We start from the raw sequence: 15843 nt of genomic DNA, 5'->3' as shown, positions 1-15843 counted from the left end.
TCGTTCCCTCAGACCTGCATCCGCATGATCTCGTTGAACGCCTCGACCGCGCGGTTGCGCAGGGACACCGTCAGCTGGCTGGCGACGGACGCCTCGCTGGCCGCGATCGTGTAGTCGTGGATGTTCTCGAGCTTGCCGGTGGCGGCCTGGACGGCGAGGCCGTCGGCCTTGTCGGTCAGGCCCTCGAGCCGGTCCAGGCCGTCGAGGACGAGGGAGCCGAACTCGGTGTCGGGGCCGGTCGACGGCGCGACCTGGTCGGCGCTCGGAGGCGCGGCGATCGAGCCGAGCGCGTCGGCGCCGGACAGCGACGGGAACTGCAGCGGCGTGATCTCCATCAGCGGGCGCCGATCTGGAGCGCCGCGCCGTAGGTGTCCTGCGCGGTCTTGGTGACCTGGACCGACGCCTGGTAGCCGCGCTGGGCCATGACCAGCTGGCTCATCTGCGCCGCCATGTCGATGTCGGGGAGCCGCACGTAGCCGTCCTCGTCGGCCAGCGGATGCCCGGGGGAGTGGACCATGCGGCCCTCGGGGTCGCCCTCGGCGAAGCCGGCGACGTCGACGCCGCCGTCGGCGCGCGGGTCGAAGACGACGTAGGTCGCCTGGAAGGCGTCCTCGCTGGTCCGCTTGACCGTATTGGCGTTCGCGATGTTGCCGGCCAGCGCGTCCAGCCAGACCTGGTGCGCGCCGAGGGCGGTGTTGGCGATCCGCAGCGTCTCGAAGGCGCCCATCAGGCCGCACCTCCGGCCATCAGGTTCAGGCGGGAGTCGCGGTCGCTGATCGCCCGGCCCATGATCTGGTACTGGTACTGGGTCTGGATCGCGGCGATCGACTCCTTGCGGAGGTCGACGTTGTTGTCATTGGCACCGACCGGGGTGTCCGTGGCCGAGACGGTCGCGGTGAGCTCGCCGGTCGCGGCGCGGCCGCGCTCGATCGCACGGGAGAGCGCGGACTCGAACTCGACGCTGCGGGCCCGGAAGCCCGGGGTGTCGACGTTGGCGATGTTGTCCGCGATCACCTGCTGGCGCTGGGACAGCCCGTTGATCGCGGAGTGCAACACGAAGCCGACGGCATCGGACGTGGCGAAGGACACGGTCGATCTCCTGGGGATGCACCGGTCCCGTCAGGGGTCGGTGCGACAGTCGGTGCCGGTCCGTCGGCAAGGGCGAGCAATCCGTCGCTCACCGTGCCTGATCGGTGTCGCCGCCGGGGATCTGAGCGCCCGCGACTGGGACTAGGTCCTGACTATCTCGACCGATCGGCCTGCCGGGGGCGTGCTATCCGCCGCCGGCCCCCGCCGTCGCGGACCATCACGTCCGACACCCGCAGCCGGCCGAGGACGGGCAGGCCGAGCCGGCGCCGGAGCCGGAAGTCGGCGACGTAGAGGCGGTAGACCAGCCGCAGCAGCACACGATTGCCCAGCCGGTCCGCCCACCGCAGCGCCACCAGCACCCGCTCGAACCGGCGCTGGTCGCGTGCGGTCCAGGTCCAGCCCATCAGCTCGCGGAAGTGCGGCGGCAGGTTGCCGCGGGTCAGGAAGTGGTACGCAGGTCCCAGCAGCCGGGCGAGCAGTCGGCCGGGCGGGCCCCAGGCCTCGCCCAGGAAGCCGAGGTCGGCGAGCGACTCGAAGTCGCGGCGCACCTCCTCGGAGATCGCCAGCCGCGGCAGCATGCCCGACCAGTACTCCTCGAACGCGGCCCAGTCGCCCGGCCACCGCTCGGCCCGCACGTTGACCCCGGTGGCCAGCGGGCGGGCCTCGGCGAGCAGGTGGTCGAGCTGGGCGCGATCGAGCTCGCCGTACAGCAGCACGTGCTGGTCGACGAAGAACCGGAACAGGCAGGCCGCCACCCACAGCTGCAGGTCGGCGGCGTTGGCGTTGTAGGCCACCGGGCTGTCCGGGCCGGAGCGGACGTGCCGGTGCACCTCCGCGACGGCGCCACGCATCGCGGCCCGGTCGGCCTCGTTGCCGGCGACGGCGAGGGCGAGGTACTGGCCGGTCGTCCGGGCCCGCTTCAACGGCCGGCGGCGCGGGCTCCCCGACACCACGCGGCTCTCGCTCACGCCTTCGCCGACCGGCGGGAGCGCGAGCTGCTGGATGATGTTGGCCACGCCGCTCGTCGTGCCGAGGCTGGAGACGGTGCCGAGCAGCGTGGTGGGAGCGGTCCGGGGCACGGCGGGTCCTCGAGTTATCTGTCAACGGGTGTGTTCAGATGGTCGTGGACGCAACGTAGGCCCCGGGGCGACGGCACGTCAAGGCGCCCGGCCCCTTGGGGGAGCCGGGCGCCGGTGGCGAGGTCAGGTCACTTCAGGCGGACCTTGGTGGCCGCCGAGCTCGACGCGTGCACGCCCGCCGAGCCGGCGTACTGGGCCACCAGACGGTGCTTGCCCTTGCCGAGCTTGGCGACCTTCAGCTTGAGGACGCCGCCGTGGCCGGCCGTGAGCGTGCCCTGGGCGACGACCCGGCCGTTGCGCGCGAGGTCGCGGACGACGACCTGGCCGGTGGGCGCCTTGCCCGCCTGCACGGTGACCGTCGCCTTGCCCTTCCTGCGGGCCGACACCTTGAACTTCGCGCTGGTGGTCGAGGGGACCTTCGCGACGGCGCCACCGCCGCCGCCCCCGCCGGCCTCCGGGCCGGCCGCGAACAGCGGGACGTACGGCGTCACGAAGGACTTGTTGCCGCCATGGCCGGCGACCTTGAACGCGACCTGCAGGTGGTCACCCGAGCTGGCGACCGAGCACGGCGCGATGCCCGCGGTCCGCTCCGGGCAGTTCGGTGCCGGCGTCGCTGTACCCTTCAGCGCGCGCTTGGCGACCACGACGACCTGGAACTCGAAGATCTCGCCGCGCTCCAGGGTGATCGCCTTGCCACCGGCCGTCGGGATCGCGATGCCGCCGTTGACCCCGCGGGTCACCTCCACGGGCGTGGTGGTGAAGGTCGGCGTCGGGTCGTCGATGTCGTTGATGCCCCACTTGATCGGCTCGTCGGGGTAGCCGAACGCCGTCTCGTCGAAGATCATCTCCGGCACCACGGCCACGCCACTGCCGCACGGCAGCCCGACCAGGCCGACGTAGCCGTGCAGCAGGAAGGGCTCGCCCACCTTCGGCACCTCGCCGGTCGGCGACCACCACCCGGTGTTGGCCGTCACTCCGGTGCTGAGCTCACCGGTCCAGCAGTCGCGGATGGTGTCGGACTGGCTGCTGCCGTCCTGCCACTCGCCGGCGGCATGGGCCGGGCCGGCGAACGCCAGGAGAGAGGCGGTGAGAAGGCTCGCGCCGAGGGCGAACAGGGACTTTCGCTTGCGGTTCTGGGGGTTCATGGCGGGGACGCTAGGAGGCGGCTCGTCCCGGTCCGGAGGGCCGCGGTCCCCGGTTTGTCCCTGGGGCTGTCCCGGGGTTGTCCCGGGGTCCGGTCAGAGCCGGCCGTCGGCTCGAATGATCCGTCGGACCGTTGCTGCACGATGCGCCCGTGGCTGACCTATCCCTTCCCGACGACTACGCCGCGCTCCTCGACGAGGTGAGTGCGCAGGTACGTCGCGCACGAACGGTGGCCATCCGTGCCGTCAACACGAGACTCGTCGAGCTGTACTGGGAGGTCGGCACCACGATCCTGCGGCGCCAGGCCGCCGAAGGATGGGGCGCGAAGGTCATCGACAGGCTCGCGGACGACCTGCGCAGGCAGTTCCCGGACATGACAGGTCTGTCCCGCAGCAACCTGAAGTCCATGCGCCAGTTCGCGGCTGCGTACCCCGGCGTCACCATTGGCCAACAGCCCGTTGGCCAAATCCCGTGGGGCCATGTCATGACCCTGCTTCAGAAGCTGGACGAGCAGGCCGAACGCGACTGGTACGCACGCCAGGTGGTCGTCCACGGCTGGTCTCGGTCGGTGCTGCTCAACCAGATCAAGAACCAGTCGCATCTCCGCGTCGGCGCCGCGCCGTCGAACTTCCGAAGCACCATGTCGCCCGAGCAGTGCGAGCTCGCGCAGGAGCTGACCAAGGACCCCTACGTCTTCGACTTCCTCGACCTGTCCGGGCAGATCAGCGAACGTGAGCTCGAGGACGAGCTGATCGGACGGATCCAGGACACCTTGCGCGAGTTCGGCAACGGGTTCGCTTTCGTCGGTCGTCAGGTCCACTTCGAGGTCGACGGCGACGACTGCTACGTCGACCTGCTGCTGTTCCACCTCGATCAGCTGCGCTTCGTGGTCGTCGAGCTCAAGATCGGGAAGTTCAGTCCCCAGGACCTTGGCCAGCTGGGTTTCTATGTCGCGCTCGTCGATGCCCAGCGGCGCAATCCCGATGCCCACCATCCAACCGTCGGCATCCTGCTGTGCGCCGAGCAGAACGAGCGTGTCGTTCAGTACGCGCTGTCTGGCGTCGGTCAGGCCATGGCGGTCGCGACGTACACCTACGACACCCTCCCCGCCGACGTTCGCAGCGGCCTGCCCGCGCCGGAGCAAGTCATCGCGGCAGTCGATATGCCGTTGTCCCAGCGCTGGCCAGCCGCTGAGCGGGAACGACCCGCATGACCCGGCGCGTGCCTCAGAGCAGCACGACGGAGAGCAACCCCGACCCGTACCCGCCGATCTCCACGGCCAGGTCCTCCCGCCGCCCGAGCGTCAGCGTGCTGATCCGCACCTGCGGGTCGAGCGGTGGCCCGGCGGGATGGAGCGCGTGCAGCCGCAGGTGGTCGGCGCCGGCGACGTTGAACGTCGAGGCGGCGATGTTGAGCACCTCATAGAGGTTCTCGCCGATCGCGTCGGTGACCTTGCCGTCCCCGACGGCAGTGGCCGCGTCGGCCACGGGGATCAGGCCGAGCGCCGCGCCGGCGTACGCCGAGAAGGCGAGGTCGCACGCGATGAGGGCGCCGATCCGGAGACTGTCGTCGACGTACAGGGCGACCGAGGCGGGGGTGTCGGGGCCGGGCGCGAAGGGGGCGGACGGCGACAGGGTCACGTCGCGGCCGAGGAGGTCGGCGAGGAGGTCGCGCAGCTGCTTGGGCTGGGGGAGGTGGACGGCCATCGGTCGCTCAGATCACGCTGCGGAGCGCGTCGTCGAACGCCTCCGGGGTGAACGGCTTGGCGATGAGGAAGGCGGCGCCGGCGGAGGCGGCCCGCTCGCGCATCTCCTCCGAGCCCTCCGAGGTGACGAAGCCGAAGGCGACCTGCGAGCCGGAGGCGCGCAGCGCGGAGAGGCAGTCGATGCCGTTCATCTCGGGCATGTTCCAGTCCGAGAGCACCAGGTCGGGCGCCTCGGTCCGCACCAGCTCCAGGGCCTGGCGGCCGTTCTCGGCCTCGACGATGTCGTGCCCGCCGTGCCCGGCCTGGCGCAGGGTGCGGATCACGATCTGCCGCATCACGCGGCTGTCGTCGGCGATCAGGATCTTCATCGGGGGCCTTCCTGGGGGACGTGGACGGAGACGCGGACGGGGTCGCCCTGCCAGGCGAGGTCGAGCCGGCAGGCGAGGGCCGCGTCGCTCGCGAACGCCGCGCGCCCGGCGGCGACGGCGGGCAGCGAGAGCGCGCTCGGGCCGGGCATCAGGCTCTTCACGTTGCCGCCGACCATGTTGACCAGCTCGCCGACGGCGTCGGCGATGTCGCTGTCGCTCGCCTCCTCGGCCTCGGGCAGCGCGAGCATCCGGGTCGTCAGCCGCCGGGCCACGGACTCGTCGAGCTCGACGGTCACCACGCCCTGCCAGCCGCCGCTGATCGTCGTGGCGGCCGACCAGGCGGCGGCGTCGAACGGCGATCCCGCCGGTACGGCGCGCGGCAGCAGCACCGCCTCGTCGCCGAGCAGCGCCAGCCACACGTCCTCGGTGACGGCCAGGAGGTCGTCGGCCGCGGGCACCTCGGCCGTGGGCAGCACCGCGCTCATGCCGGCACCAGCCCGAGCAGCGAGAGCTTGTCGACGATCGCGTCGGGGGTGAACGGCTTGATGACGTACTCGTGCGCACCGGCGGCGAGCGCCCGCACGATCTGCCGCTGCTCGCTCTCGGTGGTCACCATCATCAGCGTCACGTCGCGCCACGCGGGGTTGGCGCGCACCTCGGTGATGAAGGTGTAGCCGTCCATCACCGGCATGTTCCAGTCGACCAGGCACACATCGGGGACGACGCCCGCGTGCATCTGGTCCAACGCCGCCTGGCCGTGCTCGGCCTCGCTGGTCTCGAAGTCCAGGTCGGTGACGATGCGGCGCAGGATGCTCCGCATCGCCCGGGAGTCGTCGATGATCATCGCGCGCACGGTCAGGCTCCTGTGCTGGTGAGGGACGGGGTCAGGGTCCGGGCCGTGGCCCGTCGGTACGCCGGCACCCGCCCGATCTGCTCGCGCTGCCAGGCGGCCGCGAGCTCGGGGGGCAGGTCGAGGGTGGTCTCCGACGAGCCGAGCAGCAGGTAGCCGTCGTCGGCGAGCATCGGCAGCATCCGGCGCAGGATGTCCTGCTTGGTGGGCGCGTCGAAGTAGATGAGGACGTTGCGCAGCCAGATCAGGTCGAAGGTCCCCAGCCCGAGATAGGGCGCCGCGAGGTTCAGGTGCTTGACGGTGACCCGCTCGCGCAGCCGGTCGGCGATCTCCCACTCCCGGCCGACCCGCGTGAAGTAGCGGACCAGGCTGGTCGCGGGCAGGCCGCGGTTGACCTCGACCTGGCTGTACCGTCCGGCCCGGACCCGCTCCAGCATGGCGGTGGAGATGTCGGTGGCGACGATCTCGTAGGTCCACCCCTCCGGGAGGTGCTGGTCGAGCAGCATCGCGATCGAGTACGCCTCCTGCCCGCTCGAGCAGGCCGCGCTCCAGATCCGCAGCCGCCGGGTGAGCCGCCGGCCCTCCAGCAGCGCGGGCAGCATGGCGTCGGTGAACGCCTGGTACGGCGTGTGGTCGCGGAACCAGCTCGTCTCGTTGATGGTCAGCGCGTCGATGACCTTGCGCCGCTCCTCGGCGTCGAAGGCCAGCCGCGCGACGTACTCCTCGAGGCCCAGGCCGCGGGCGGCGGCGAGCGGGTTGAGCCGCGCCTCGACGAGATACTCCTTGCCCTCGTCGTACACCATCGAGGTCTCGCGGCGCACGAGCGCGGAGACCGAGGCGAAGGAGGCGGACGTCGTCATGCCCGCTCCATCGGCGGTGTCCCGGACGACCTGAGCCCTCAGACAACCCGGGCCCGGGCCGATGAGCGGGACGTGACTCAGATCAGGGTGCTCGTCGTCGACGACTCGGCGTTGGTACGACGGCTGGTGACGACCGCGCTCCGGGAGGCGCCGGACATCGAGGTCGCCGGCGTGGCGCGCGACGGCGTGGAGGCCGTGCGGTTGGTCGACGAGCTCGTCCCCGACGTGGTCACCCTCGACATCGAGATGCCGAACCTCGACGGGCTCGGCGCGCTGACCGAGATCCGCGAGAAGCACGCCCGGCTGCCGGTCATCATGTTCTCCACGTTGACCGAGCGCGGCGCGACCGCGACCCTCGACGCCCTGTCCCGCGGGGCCAGCGACTACGTCACCAAGCCCTCCAACACCGGTCAGATCGCCGACGGCATCGCCGCGATCCGCGACCAGCTGGTGCCCCGGATCCGTGCCCTGGCGGGGATCCGCAAGCTCACGCCCGGAACGTCGGTCCCGGTCGTGCGCCGCGAGCGGACCCGGCCCGCGGTGGCGCCGGTGTCGGCGCTGCTCGTGGGCTGCTCGACCGGCGGCCCGGACGCGCTCGCCCGGCTGCTGCCGCGGCTGCCCGCCGACCTCGGCGTCCCGGTCCTGGTCGTCCAGCACATGCCGCCGGTCTTCACCAGCATGCTCGCCCAGCGGCTGGACAAGGTCAGCGCGCTCTCGGTCCGCGAGGCCGTCGACGGCGAGCAGGCGCTCCCCGGCGAGGTGCTCATCGCCCCGGGCGACCACCACCTGCGGCTGCGGCGCTCCGCGGCCGGCGTACGCGTGGCGCTGGACCAGGGACCCCAGGAGAACTTCTGCCGGCCCGCCGTCGACGTGCTCTTCCGCTCGGCGGTCGAGGTGTACGGCGCCGGTGCGCTCGCCACCGTGCTCACCGGGATGGGCCAGGACGGCCTCGCCGGCGCGCGGGAGCTCGCCGCGACCGGCGCCCGGATCGTGGTCCAGGACGAGGCGAGCTCGGTGGTGTGGGGGATGCCCGGCGCGGTCGCCGGTGCCGGGCTCGCCGACGAGGTGCTCGCGCTCGACCGGCTCGCCGACCGGATCGTCGCGACGGTGCGGCGCTCCCGGGCTGCCTGAGGACGATGCGACGCGCCGGTCGTGTCAGGCGGTGTCAGGCGGTGTCAGGCGGTGTCAGGCGGTGTCGGGCATGTCGACGCGTGCGATCAGGGCGGTGACCCGGGTGTTGAGGTCGTAGATCAACCCGTTCTGGATCTCGTACTGGCGATCGACTTTGTGGTGGAGCTGCCGCAGGTCGACGCGGAGCCCGGAGATCTCCTCCTTGACCTCGCGTCGATGGCTCGCCAGCTCGTCGCGGATGGTCGTCGCGACCTCTTTCAGCTCCTCGCGGAGGGCGGTGTCACCGGCTCGCATCTCGTCGCGGAGAGCGGTGAGCTCGTCGCGGAGGGCGGCGTCGCCGGCTCGCATCTCGTCGCGGGTGGCGGTGTCACCGGCTCGCACCTCCTCGCGGGTGGCGGTATCACCGGCTCGCACCTCCTCGCGGATCTCGGCTGCGATGGCACGCATCTCGTCCCGCAGCGAGTCGAGGCGGTGCACGAAGGTGAGCAGCACGGACAGCCCGCCGACGACCATCGTGATGATGGTCGCCCAGTCGCCGAGCGTCATGAAGCCCACCCCGTCACTATGCGTCGGAAGCGCCGGCCTTCTCAACCGGTGTGCCGAGGACGGTAGGCCGCGGCGGCGGCGCTGTCGACCGTGCCCGGTCGTCCTGTGGAGAACTCGCTGCCGTGGCGGGTGCCCGCTGGTGGCGAGCTCAGCCTGGATCAGGCGGTGACGTCGAGGTAGACCGGCCCCGGGGGCGTGGTCGTGGCCCGGCCGACCCGGTCGGCGACCTGCTGCTGACGGCGGTTGTCGTCGAGCACGGCCGGGATCGCCGCCATCAGCCGCTGCTGGCGCGCGAGCAGTGTCCGGGCGCGCGGCACCAGCTCGCCGGGCAGCGGCCCGAGGTCGGCGGGCGGCAGCCACGGCTCGAGGACCGCGCCGGTGCCGCCCGCGGGGACACCGCGCAGCATCTGCTCGGCGTGGTCGGCATGGGCCTCGAGCCGGTCCAGCGCCTCGGTCCACGACGACGGGCGCTCGGGTCGCTGCGGGCCGGTCACGAGACCGCCGCCGCCAGCGCGGCCTCCCGCCAGGTGTCGCAGAGCTGCTGGGCGAGGGTCAGGCACTCGGCGGTGAGGCCGGGCTCACGACGTACGTTGGCGAGGACCAGACGGTTGCGCAGGAACTCGTAGAGGCTCGCGAGCTGCTTGCCGGCGGGCATCCGGTCCACGTCGAGACTGTGCTCGAGCTCGAGGACGATGTCCTGGGCGTGCAGCAGGTGGCGGTGCGCCTCGGGCCAGTCCTCGGCGCGCTGCGCGGCGAGGGCGCGCTCGGCGTCGAGCACCAGCCGCTCGACCAGCATGACGAGCAGCCGGGCCGGGGACGCCGTGGCGACCGCGTTGTCGCGGTAGGCGGACTGGGCGCTGCGGTGGGTCGCGTACATGGGGTCGGTCCTCACTCGCTGGACTTGGTCAGGGCGCTGAGCTGGCTGGCGAGCCAGTTGGACTGGCTCTGCATCTGGGACATGGCGGTCTCCAGGGCGGTGAACTGCCGCTCCAGGGAGGTACGTCGGAGCGCGAGCCGGTCGTCCCAGGCCTCGATGCTCTTGTTGAGCCGGCTGATCGCGGCGGTGCGGCCGTTGACGGCGTTGGTGACGGTGCCGGTGATCTTGTCGCTGGCACTGACCGCGACCGCCTGCACCCGTCCCGCGAAGCCGTCTTTGCCGGTGATCGCCGCGGTGACGGCGTCCGGGTCGGCGGCGTAGGCGGCCGCGAACTTGGCCTCGTCGAAGGTGAGCTTGCCGTAGCGGTCCAGCTGGATGCCGTACGTCGCCAGCGAGGTCCCGTCCTCGGGGTAGATCGCCGTCGCCAGGCTGCTGGAGACCGCGCGCAGGGTGCTGTCGCCGGACAGCACGCCCGCCTTGGTCGCGTCGGCGTTGTGGGCGGTGGCGGTGGCGATCGCCTCGAGCATGCCGTTGATGTCGTTGACCATCGACGTCACCGCGGCCGAGCGGGTCGCGGCGTCACGGGTGACGGCGATGTCGCTGGAGCCGGTGGCGTTGGAGCCGAGGGTGATGGTCACACCGGGGGTGACGTCGGTGAAGGTGTTGGTCGCCGAGGTGGCGGTGATCCCGCCGATGGTGATGCTGGCGTCGCGGCCGGCGCGGACCGTCGTACCGCCCAGGAGGGCCGAGCCGTCCGCCGCCGTGAGCTCGAAGGCCGACGCGTCACCGGTGGCGGTGGACTCGACGAGCAGCCGGAACTGGTCGGTGCCACCGGTGCTGCCGACCTTGACCAGCGTGGCGCGGACGCCCTTGTCGGCCGCGTTGATGGCGGTTGCCACCTGCTCGAGCGTGCCGCCGGCGGTGCTGATCGTGAGGTCGGCCTGGCCGGAGCGCTTGAGCACGACGTCGGTGCCGGAGCCGGTGACCACGTCGCCCTTGGCGTGTGCGTCGGTGAAGGCGAGCTGATGGCTGAGCGCGGTCTGCCCGACGGTCACGGTGAACGCGCTCGGCTGGGCGCTGTTGGTCGCGGTGACGCTGACCGCGGTGTTGCTCGAGGTCGCCTTGAGCGCCGACCAGGTGCCGGTCGTGGTGGAGGTGGAGGCGAGGGAGCCCGCGGTGCCGCCGAGCGTGGCGAGCCGGGCGTTGAGCTGCTGGTAGCTCGACAGCCGGGTCTGCTCGGTGGCGAGCTGGGTCTTCAGCTTGCCCTGCGGCACCGCCTCCAGGGACATCAGCTGGCTGATGATGGTGGCGGTGTCGAGGCCGCTGGCCAGTCCGCCGATGCTCGCGGTTGCCATCGATTCCTCCGGAGGGTGTCAGGAACGGCAGCTGCCGGTGGGGCCGAGGGCCCCACCGGCAGCAGGGAGACGTGCTCGATCAGCCGCGGAGCAGCTGCAGGACGCCGTTCGGGGCCGAGTTGGCCTGCGCGAGCATCGCCGTGCCGGCCTGCGAGAGGATCTGGGACTTGGTGAAGCTCATCATCTCCGAGGCCATGTCGGTGTCGCGGATCCGCGACTCCGAGGCCGACAGGTTCTCGATCGCCACGTTGACGTTGGCGATCGTGTGCTCGAACCGGTTCTGGTACGCACCGAGGTTGGCTCGGGCGGTGGAGACCGCGCTGATCTGGGTGTCGATCGTGTTGATCGCGGCCTGGGCGTCGGCGTGGGTGGCGAAGCTCAGGCCGCCCGAGACGGTCGCGCCGGCGGCGATGCCGGTGCCGGGCGCGGTGACGGCGACCGCGCCGCCGACCTTCGAGGACACGACCAGCTGGTTGGTGTCGTTGACCGACGCGCTGAAATTGGCCGCGAAGCCGGTGTCGCCGTTGAGGGCGTCGGCGACGTCGTTCACCGTGTTGTAGGTGCCGGCCGCGCCGAGGGTGACGGTCGCGGTGGTGGCGGGGGTGGTGGTGGAGAAGGTGACCGCACCGGTGACGGCGGTCGGCGTCAGCACGTCGAACTTGGCGCCGGCGCTGCCGAGGTTGCTCGCGATCGAGACCACGTTGGCGGTGGCCAGGTTGACGGCGATGTTGCTGTCCGAGTCGCCGTCGGCGCCGACCTGGAAGTTCAGCGTGCCCGCGCTGCCGTCGAGCAGCTTGGTGCCGTTGAAGTTGGTCGAGTTGCCGATCCGGGTCAGCTCGGAGGTGAGCTGGTCCGCCTCCGCCTTGATGTTGGCCCGGGCCTCGGTGTTGTTGCTGTCGTTCGACGCCTGCACCGCGAGGTCGCGCATGCGCTGCAGGATCGAGTGGACCTCGGTGAGCGCGCCCTCCGTGGTCTGGACGACGGAGATGCCGTCCTGGGCGTTGCGGACGGCGACCTTGAGGCCACCGACCTGCGAGCGCAGGCCCTCGGAGATCGCGAGACCGGCGGCGTCGTCGGCGGCCCGGTTGATCCGGAAGCCGGACGACAGCTTCTCCATCGACTTCGAGAGCTGACCCTGCGTCACCGACAGGTTGCGGTAGGCGTTGGTGGCCTCGATGTTCTGGTTGATGCGAAGACCCATGATGGTTCCCTCCTGGAATCAGGTCACGTGGTCGGGGACCGTCCGTGGTCGCCCGTCGCGTGGTGGTTCGGCTCTCCCGTCACCGAGCTGAGAGGTCTTCCGAAAATTCCTGCGGGCGCCGTAGCGTGCCGGCATGACGACTCGGGACGACCGCCGCCAGCCGCCCGTCGACGGGTCCGAGGCCGAGACCCTCCGGGGCTTCCTCGACTTCCACCGCGACACCCTGCGCTGGAAGTGCTCGGGCCTCGGCGAGGAGGAGCTGCGGCGATCCCTGCCGCCGACCGACCTGACCCTGGCCGGGCTGGTGCTGCACCTCACCATGGTCGAGGCCGGCTGGTTCAACCTGACCTTCGCAGGCGGGGTGTCCCGTCCCGGCTGGCTCGCGATCGCCGACTCCGACGATCCGGACTGGTCGTGGCGCCATGCCCACGAGTTCGGCGCCGACCAGCTCTGGCAGTGGTACGACGAGGCCGTCGCCGTCTCCGACCGGGTGGTCGCCGACGCGCTGGCGACCGACGCGGGACTGGCGACCCGGGCCGCCGACCCGGCCGAGCCGGTCACGCTGCGCTGGCTGCTCGGTCACATGATCGAGGAGTACGCGCGGCACAACGGCCATGCCGACCTGCTCCGGCAGGCGATCGACGGCCAGGTGGGAGAGTAGCCCGGTGCCCGCCAGGCTCAGCCGACCGCGTCGAGCGGGCTGACGCCGCGGCGCATCCCCGCCGCGTGCCGGGCGGCGACGGCGGCGAAGTACGACTCGCGGCGGCGCTGGGCCACGCCGCCCGCCTTGCCGGTCGCGCGGACCAGGGCCGGCTCCAGCTCGTGGTTGAGCGCGTCGCGCAGCAGCGAGAGCGCCTCGGCCCGCATCTGCGAGATCCGGGAGTCGGTGACGCCGAGGTCCGCGGCGATGTCGGCCATCGGCCGCTCGCAGAAGAAGTAGTCCTCGACCACGGTCCGCAGCCGGTCGGGCAGCTCGGCGATCGCCTCACGCAGGTAGGTGAGCCGCTCGCCGTGCTCCAGCAGGTCCTCCGGAGAGGGGGCGCGGGTCGGGACCAGCTCCTCGATCGGCGTCGTGCTCGAGCCCTGCAGCGACAGCACCTGCGCGCGGGAGACGTCGTCGTCGTTGGCGACCACCTCGTCCTCGCTGAGCCCGGTCGCGCGCGCCACCTCGCCCAGCGTCGGGGTGCGGCCGAGAACCACCGCCAGCTGGTTGCGGGTCTCGGCGAGGTCGCGGGCCCGTCGGCGTACCGAGCGCGAGGCCCAGTCGACCGAGCGGAGCTCGTCGAGCAGCGCGCCGCGGATCCGGGTGGCGGCGTACCTGTCGAAGGGGACGCCTCGGGTCGCGTCGAACGCGCGCGCCGCCAGCACCAGGGCGGTCAGTCCCGCCGAGGTGAGGTCGTCGCGGTTGACGTGGGACGGGACCCGTCCCATGGTCTCCCGCACGATGTGGCCCACCAGCGGCATGTGGCTGGTGATCAGCTCGTCCGTACCCGAGGTGGTGTCGTTCGCGTTCACATGCATGAGGTTCCGGCCTCGCGGTGGCGGCGCGCAGGGCAATGGCCGCCAAGTGTCCGGTCGGTCGGCCGAATGGGGACCCAGGTCCCGGGTCCGGGTGGTCCGCACGGACATCTCCGCGCCGTCCGTCCGGTGAAAGCGCTCAGGTACGCCGTGGCGCGGGCGATGGGACGACACGAAGGTCCCCGCAGCTCGGGGCGGACGGAGAGGTCGGAGTCGTGGTCGACGCAGCAGACATGGACAAGCTGTCACAGGTCCTGTGGCGCGAGCGGGAGATGCTCGAGGCGCTGGCCTACCGGCTGGAGGTCGAGCGGCTGGTGCTCGCCAGCGGCCGCACCCGGTGGCTGGTGAACGCCACCCGGGACATCGAGGACCTGCTCGAGGACCTGCGTGCGACCGAGCTGCTCCGCGCGACAGCCGCCGACGAGGCGGCCGCCGTGCTCGGGCTGACGCCCAATCCCTCGCTCGCCGCGCTGGCCGAGGCGGCCCCCGACCCGTGGGCGGGGATCCTGCGCGACCACCGCGACGCGCTGGTCGCGATCGCCCGCGACATCGCGGAGACGTCCGAGGACGCCAAGGGCCTGCTCACGGCCGGCTACCGCTCGGCACGCGAGACCCTGCTCGCCATCGGCGGCACGACCACCGCCAGCTACACCCACGCCGGCACCGTGGTCGCGGACGCGCCGCGCCACCACCTGCTCGACCGGAGCCTGTGATGGCAGGGTCGTTCGGGTCGATCAACACCGCCCTCTCGGGACTGCGCTACAACCAGGTCGCCCTCGACGTGGCCGGCAACAACATCGCCAACGCGAGCACCGACGGCTACGTCCGGCGCCGCGTCGTCGGGGCCTCGGTCAGCAGCGCCCAGGCGGCGCTCTGGTCCCGGTACGACGGGCACGGCGAAGGCGTCGCGGTCGGGGAGGTGCGCCGGATGACCGACCCGCTCCTCGACGCGCGGGTCCGCCGCGAGCACGGCCTGCTCTCCTATCTGTCCACCAGCCGCACCATCCTGGCCCGGGTCGAGGAGGGTGTCGGCGAGCCCGGCCCCAACGGCGTGCACGCCGCGATGCTCGACCTGCGCAACGCCTGGCAGGACCTCTCCCTCAACCCGGGCGGCACCGCCGCGCGCCAGCAGGTCCTCGGTCGCGCCGAGACCCTCGCGCAGGCGCTGCGCAGCCAGGTCGCCAACATCACCGGCGAGGAGGCCGACCAGCGGGTCAACGCGACGAACCTGGTCAGCGAGGTCAACACGGCCGCCTCCGGGCTGGCCGCGCTCAACCACGACATCCTGGTCACGGAGCAGAACGGCACCGACGCGGGCGTGCTGCGCGACCGTCGCGACCAGCTCGCGCTGCGCCTCGCCGAGCTCACCGGCGCCGTCACCACCGTCGAGTCCGACGGGCAGTTCACCGTCAGCGTCGCCGGGACCGCGCTGGTGCAGGGCAAGGAGGCAGGCGCCTTCGTGCTCGCCTCCGGCATCACGCCGACCGGCGGCGCCGACGGCTCGCCGATCAGCTACCGGATCGACGCCTCCTGGGGGAGCACCGTGCTCCCGTCCGGATCCGCCGGCCCGAGCGGCGAGCTGGGCGCGGTGACCGAGATCCTCACCACCACGCTGCCGTCGTACCGTGCGGGCCTCGACGCGGTCGCCGCCGACCTCGCCGCGAGCGTCAACGCCCAGCAGGCCGCGGGCTACGACGCCACCGGGGCCGCGGGCGGGCCGCTGTTCGGCTACGACCCGCTGGTCGGCGCGGCCAGCCTGCAGGTCGTGATCACCGACCCGGCACGGCTCGCCGCCTCCAGCGTGGGCGGCGGCGCGCTCGACGGCGGCAACGCCGACCTGCTCAGCCGGGTCGGCACCTACCCGGACGCCTACCAGCGGCTGGTCAACGGGCTCGGGACGGACGTGGCCGCGCTCGACCGGCGTACGGCCAACCAGGTCGCGCTGGCCGGCGCCCTCGACGACGCCCGCGAGCAGCAGGCGGGCGTCAACCTCGACGAGGAGACGGTGAACATGGTGACCGCGCAGCGCGCCTACGAGGCCGCCGCCCGGCTGCTGACCACCCTCGACGAGGTCCTCGACACGCTCATCAACCGCACCGGCCTGGTCGGCCGCTAGCGAAC

At 72.1% G+C, this 15843-nt stretch carries 21 protein-coding genes; 5 read left to right on the top strand and 16 right to left on the bottom strand.

Annotated features, from left to right (window positions below; all coding sequences use genetic code 11):
• Positions 1–8: 8 nt before the first annotated feature.
• The 5 genes from fliE to JOD66_RS06860 all read right to left on the bottom strand — a co-directional run bounded on the left by fliE (position 9) and on the right by JOD66_RS06860 (position 3313).
• A complete protein-coding gene (fliE, locus tag JOD66_RS06880) occupies positions 9–335 on the bottom strand; it encodes a flagellar hook-basal body complex protein FliE (protein ID WP_204836157.1) in 327 nt (108 codons plus the stop codon).
• Positions 335–727 (bottom strand): flagellar basal body rod protein FlgC, encoded by a 393-nt coding sequence (locus JOD66_RS06875; protein WP_204836156.1) that lies wholly within the window; start codon positions 725–727, stop codon positions 335–337. Before JOD66_RS06875 ends, fliE begins: the two co-directional genes overlap by 1 nt.
• Positions 727–1089 carry a flagellar basal body rod protein FlgB gene (locus tag JOD66_RS06870; RefSeq protein WP_204836155.1) on the bottom strand — a complete coding sequence of 121 codons (363 nt, stop codon included), beginning with the start codon at positions 1087–1089 and terminating at the stop codon, positions 727–729. Before JOD66_RS06870 ends, JOD66_RS06875 begins: the two co-directional genes overlap by 1 nt.
• Positions 1090–1241: 152 nt before the next feature.
• The gene (locus tag JOD66_RS06865; protein WP_204836154.1) at positions 1242–2168 is read right to left on the bottom strand and encodes an oxygenase MpaB family protein; all 927 of its coding nucleotides are present in this window, start codon (positions 2166–2168) and stop codon (positions 1242–1244) included.
• Between the two features lie 128 nt (positions 2169–2296).
• Entirely contained in the window at positions 2297–3313 is a 1017-nt protein-coding gene (locus JOD66_RS06860; RefSeq protein ID WP_204836153.1) for an Ig-like domain-containing protein, read from the bottom strand.
• A 149-nt stretch (positions 3314–3462) separates the two neighbouring features.
• On the opposite strand from JOD66_RS06860, the gene JOD66_RS06855 reads away from it, so the two are divergent.
• A complete protein-coding gene (locus JOD66_RS06855; protein ID WP_204836152.1) occupies positions 3463–4524 on the top strand; it encodes a PDDEXK nuclease domain-containing protein in 1062 nt (353 codons plus the stop codon).
• Between the two features lie 13 nt (positions 4525–4537).
• On the opposite strand, the gene JOD66_RS06850 is transcribed toward JOD66_RS06855, so the two are convergent.
• From JOD66_RS06850 to JOD66_RS06830, 5 genes are read right to left on the bottom strand one after another with little or no spacing between them, the layout of a single operon-like run.
• On the bottom strand, positions 4538–5017 hold the full coding sequence (locus JOD66_RS06850; RefSeq protein ID WP_204836151.1) for a hypothetical protein: 480 nt from the start codon (positions 5015–5017) through the stop codon (positions 4538–4540).
• Between the two features lie 7 nt (positions 5018–5024).
• Positions 5025–5384, bottom strand: coding sequence for a response regulator (locus tag JOD66_RS06845; protein WP_204836150.1), 360 nt, complete (start codon positions 5382–5384; stop codon positions 5025–5027).
• Positions 5381–5869, bottom strand: a complete 489-nt coding sequence (locus JOD66_RS06840) for a chemotaxis protein CheX (RefSeq protein WP_204836149.1) — start codon at positions 5867–5869, stop codon at positions 5381–5383. The genes JOD66_RS06845 and JOD66_RS06840 overlap by 4 nt, the downstream gene beginning before the upstream one ends.
• Complete coding sequence (locus JOD66_RS06835; protein WP_205126279.1) at positions 5866–6228, bottom strand: response regulator; 363 nt, start codon at positions 6226–6228, stop codon at positions 5866–5868. The genes JOD66_RS06840 and JOD66_RS06835 overlap by 4 nt, the downstream gene beginning before the upstream one ends.
• A gap of 11 nt (positions 6229–6239) precedes the next feature.
• A complete protein-coding gene (locus JOD66_RS06830) occupies positions 6240–7094 on the bottom strand; it encodes a CheR family methyltransferase (RefSeq protein ID WP_204836148.1) in 855 nt (284 codons plus the stop codon).
• Positions 7095–7166: 72 nt separating this feature from the next.
• On the opposite strand from JOD66_RS06830, the gene JOD66_RS06825 reads away from it, so the two are divergent.
• Positions 7167–8225: a protein-glutamate methylesterase/protein-glutamine glutaminase gene (locus tag JOD66_RS06825; protein WP_307823357.1), complete on the top strand. Its 1059-nt coding sequence runs from the start codon at positions 7167–7169 to the stop codon at positions 8223–8225.
• Between the two features lie 54 nt (positions 8226–8279).
• Here JOD66_RS06825 and JOD66_RS06820 read toward each other — a convergent pair whose 3' ends face one another.
• From JOD66_RS06820 to JOD66_RS28980, 5 genes are all read right to left on the bottom strand, one after another.
• Positions 8280–8780 (bottom strand): hypothetical protein, encoded by a 501-nt coding sequence (locus JOD66_RS06820; RefSeq protein WP_204836147.1) that lies wholly within the window; start codon positions 8778–8780, stop codon positions 8280–8282.
• A 149-nt stretch (positions 8781–8929) separates the two neighbouring features.
• Positions 8930–9265, bottom strand: coding sequence for a hypothetical protein (locus JOD66_RS06815; RefSeq protein ID WP_204836146.1), 336 nt, complete (start codon positions 9263–9265; stop codon positions 8930–8932).
• On the bottom strand, positions 9262–9648 hold the full coding sequence (gene fliS / locus JOD66_RS06810; RefSeq protein WP_204836145.1) for a flagellar export chaperone FliS: 387 nt from the start codon (positions 9646–9648) through the stop codon (positions 9262–9264). The genes JOD66_RS06815 and fliS overlap by 4 nt, the downstream gene beginning before the upstream one ends.
• A gap of 11 nt (positions 9649–9659) precedes the next feature.
• A complete protein-coding gene (gene fliD, locus JOD66_RS06805) occupies positions 9660–11003 on the bottom strand; it encodes a flagellar filament capping protein FliD (RefSeq protein WP_204836144.1) in 1344 nt (447 codons plus the stop codon).
• A 79-nt stretch (positions 11004–11082) separates the two neighbouring features.
• Complete coding sequence (locus JOD66_RS28980; protein ID WP_204836143.1) at positions 11083–12204, bottom strand: flagellin N-terminal helical domain-containing protein; 1122 nt, start codon at positions 12202–12204, stop codon at positions 11083–11085.
• A 133-nt stretch (positions 12205–12337) separates the two neighbouring features.
• On the opposite strand from JOD66_RS28980, the gene JOD66_RS06795 reads away from it, so the two are divergent.
• Positions 12338–12865, top strand: a complete 528-nt coding sequence (locus tag JOD66_RS06795) for a DinB family protein (RefSeq protein WP_204836142.1) — start codon at positions 12338–12340, stop codon at positions 12863–12865.
• A 17-nt stretch (positions 12866–12882) separates the two neighbouring features.
• Here JOD66_RS06795 and JOD66_RS06790 read toward each other — a convergent pair whose 3' ends face one another.
• Entirely contained in the window at positions 12883–13719 is an 837-nt protein-coding gene (locus tag JOD66_RS06790; RefSeq protein WP_307823356.1) for a sigma-70 family RNA polymerase sigma factor, read from the bottom strand.
• Between the two features lie 236 nt (positions 13720–13955).
• Here JOD66_RS06790 and flgN point away from each other — a divergent pair, with 236 nt between their 5' ends.
• Together flgN and flgK are read left to right on the top strand one after the other, a co-directional pair.
• Entirely contained in the window at positions 13956–14435 is a 480-nt protein-coding gene (gene flgN / locus JOD66_RS06785) for a flagellar export chaperone FlgN (RefSeq protein WP_204836140.1), read from the top strand.
• Complete coding sequence (gene flgK, locus JOD66_RS06780; RefSeq protein WP_204836139.1) at positions 14435–15838, top strand: flagellar hook-associated protein FlgK; 1404 nt, start codon at positions 14435–14437, stop codon at positions 15836–15838. The genes flgN and flgK overlap by 1 nt, the downstream gene beginning before the upstream one ends.
• Positions 15839–15843 lie beyond the last annotated feature (5 nt).

It is taken from the genome of Nocardioides nitrophenolicus, from assembly GCF_016907515.1.
In the GTDB taxonomy this organism is placed as follows: Bacteria; Actinomycetota; Actinomycetes; order Propionibacteriales; family Nocardioidaceae; genus Nocardioides; species Nocardioides nitrophenolicus.
This window is presented reverse-complemented; position numbering and strand designations above follow the sequence as displayed.

What these genes read in the sequence shown, in the direction of transcription:
- JOD66_RS06850 (WP_204836151.1), bottom strand. Translation starts at nt 5,017, where the DNA reads ATGGCCGTCCACCTCCCCCAGCCCAAGCAGCTGCGCGACCTCCTCGCC.
- JOD66_RS06860 (WP_204836153.1), bottom strand. Translation starts at nt 3,313, where the DNA reads ATGAACCCCCAGAACCGCAAGCGAAAGTCCCTGTTCGCCCTCGGCGCG.
- JOD66_RS06835 (WP_205126279.1), bottom strand. Translation starts at nt 6,228, where the DNA reads ATGATCATCGACGACTCCCGGGCGATGCGGAGCATCCTGCGCCGCATC.
- JOD66_RS06845 (WP_204836150.1), bottom strand. Translation starts at nt 5,384, where the DNA reads ATGAAGATCCTGATCGCCGACGACAGCCGCGTGATGCGGCAGATCGTG.
- JOD66_RS06795 (WP_204836142.1), top strand. Translation starts at nt 12,338, where the DNA reads ATGACGACTCGGGACGACCGCCGCCAGCCGCCCGTCGACGGGTCCGAG.
- flgN (WP_204836140.1), top strand. Translation starts at nt 13,956, where the DNA reads ATGGACAAGCTGTCACAGGTCCTGTGGCGCGAGCGGGAGATGCTCGAG.
- JOD66_RS28980 (WP_204836143.1), bottom strand. Translation starts at nt 12,204, where the DNA reads ATGGGTCTTCGCATCAACCAGAACATCGAGGCCACCAACGCCTACCGC.
- JOD66_RS06875 (WP_204836156.1), bottom strand. Translation starts at nt 727, where the DNA reads ATGGGCGCCTTCGAGACGCTGCGGATCGCCAACACCGCCCTCGGCGCG.
- fliS (WP_204836145.1), bottom strand. Translation starts at nt 9,648, where the DNA reads ATGTACGCGACCCACCGCAGCGCCCAGTCCGCCTACCGCGACAACGCG.
- JOD66_RS06830 (WP_204836148.1), bottom strand. Translation starts at nt 7,094, where the DNA reads ATGACGACGTCCGCCTCCTTCGCCTCGGTCTCCGCGCTCGTGCGCCGC.
- fliE (WP_204836157.1), bottom strand. Translation starts at nt 335, where the DNA reads ATGGAGATCACGCCGCTGCAGTTCCCGTCGCTGTCCGGCGCCGACGCG.
- JOD66_RS06840 (WP_204836149.1), bottom strand. Translation starts at nt 5,869, where the DNA reads ATGAGCGCGGTGCTGCCCACGGCCGAGGTGCCCGCGGCCGACGACCTC.
- fliD (WP_204836144.1), bottom strand. Translation starts at nt 11,003, where the DNA reads ATGGCAACCGCGAGCATCGGCGGACTGGCCAGCGGCCTCGACACCGCC.
- flgK (WP_204836139.1), top strand. Translation starts at nt 14,435, where the DNA reads ATGGCAGGGTCGTTCGGGTCGATCAACACCGCCCTCTCGGGACTGCGC.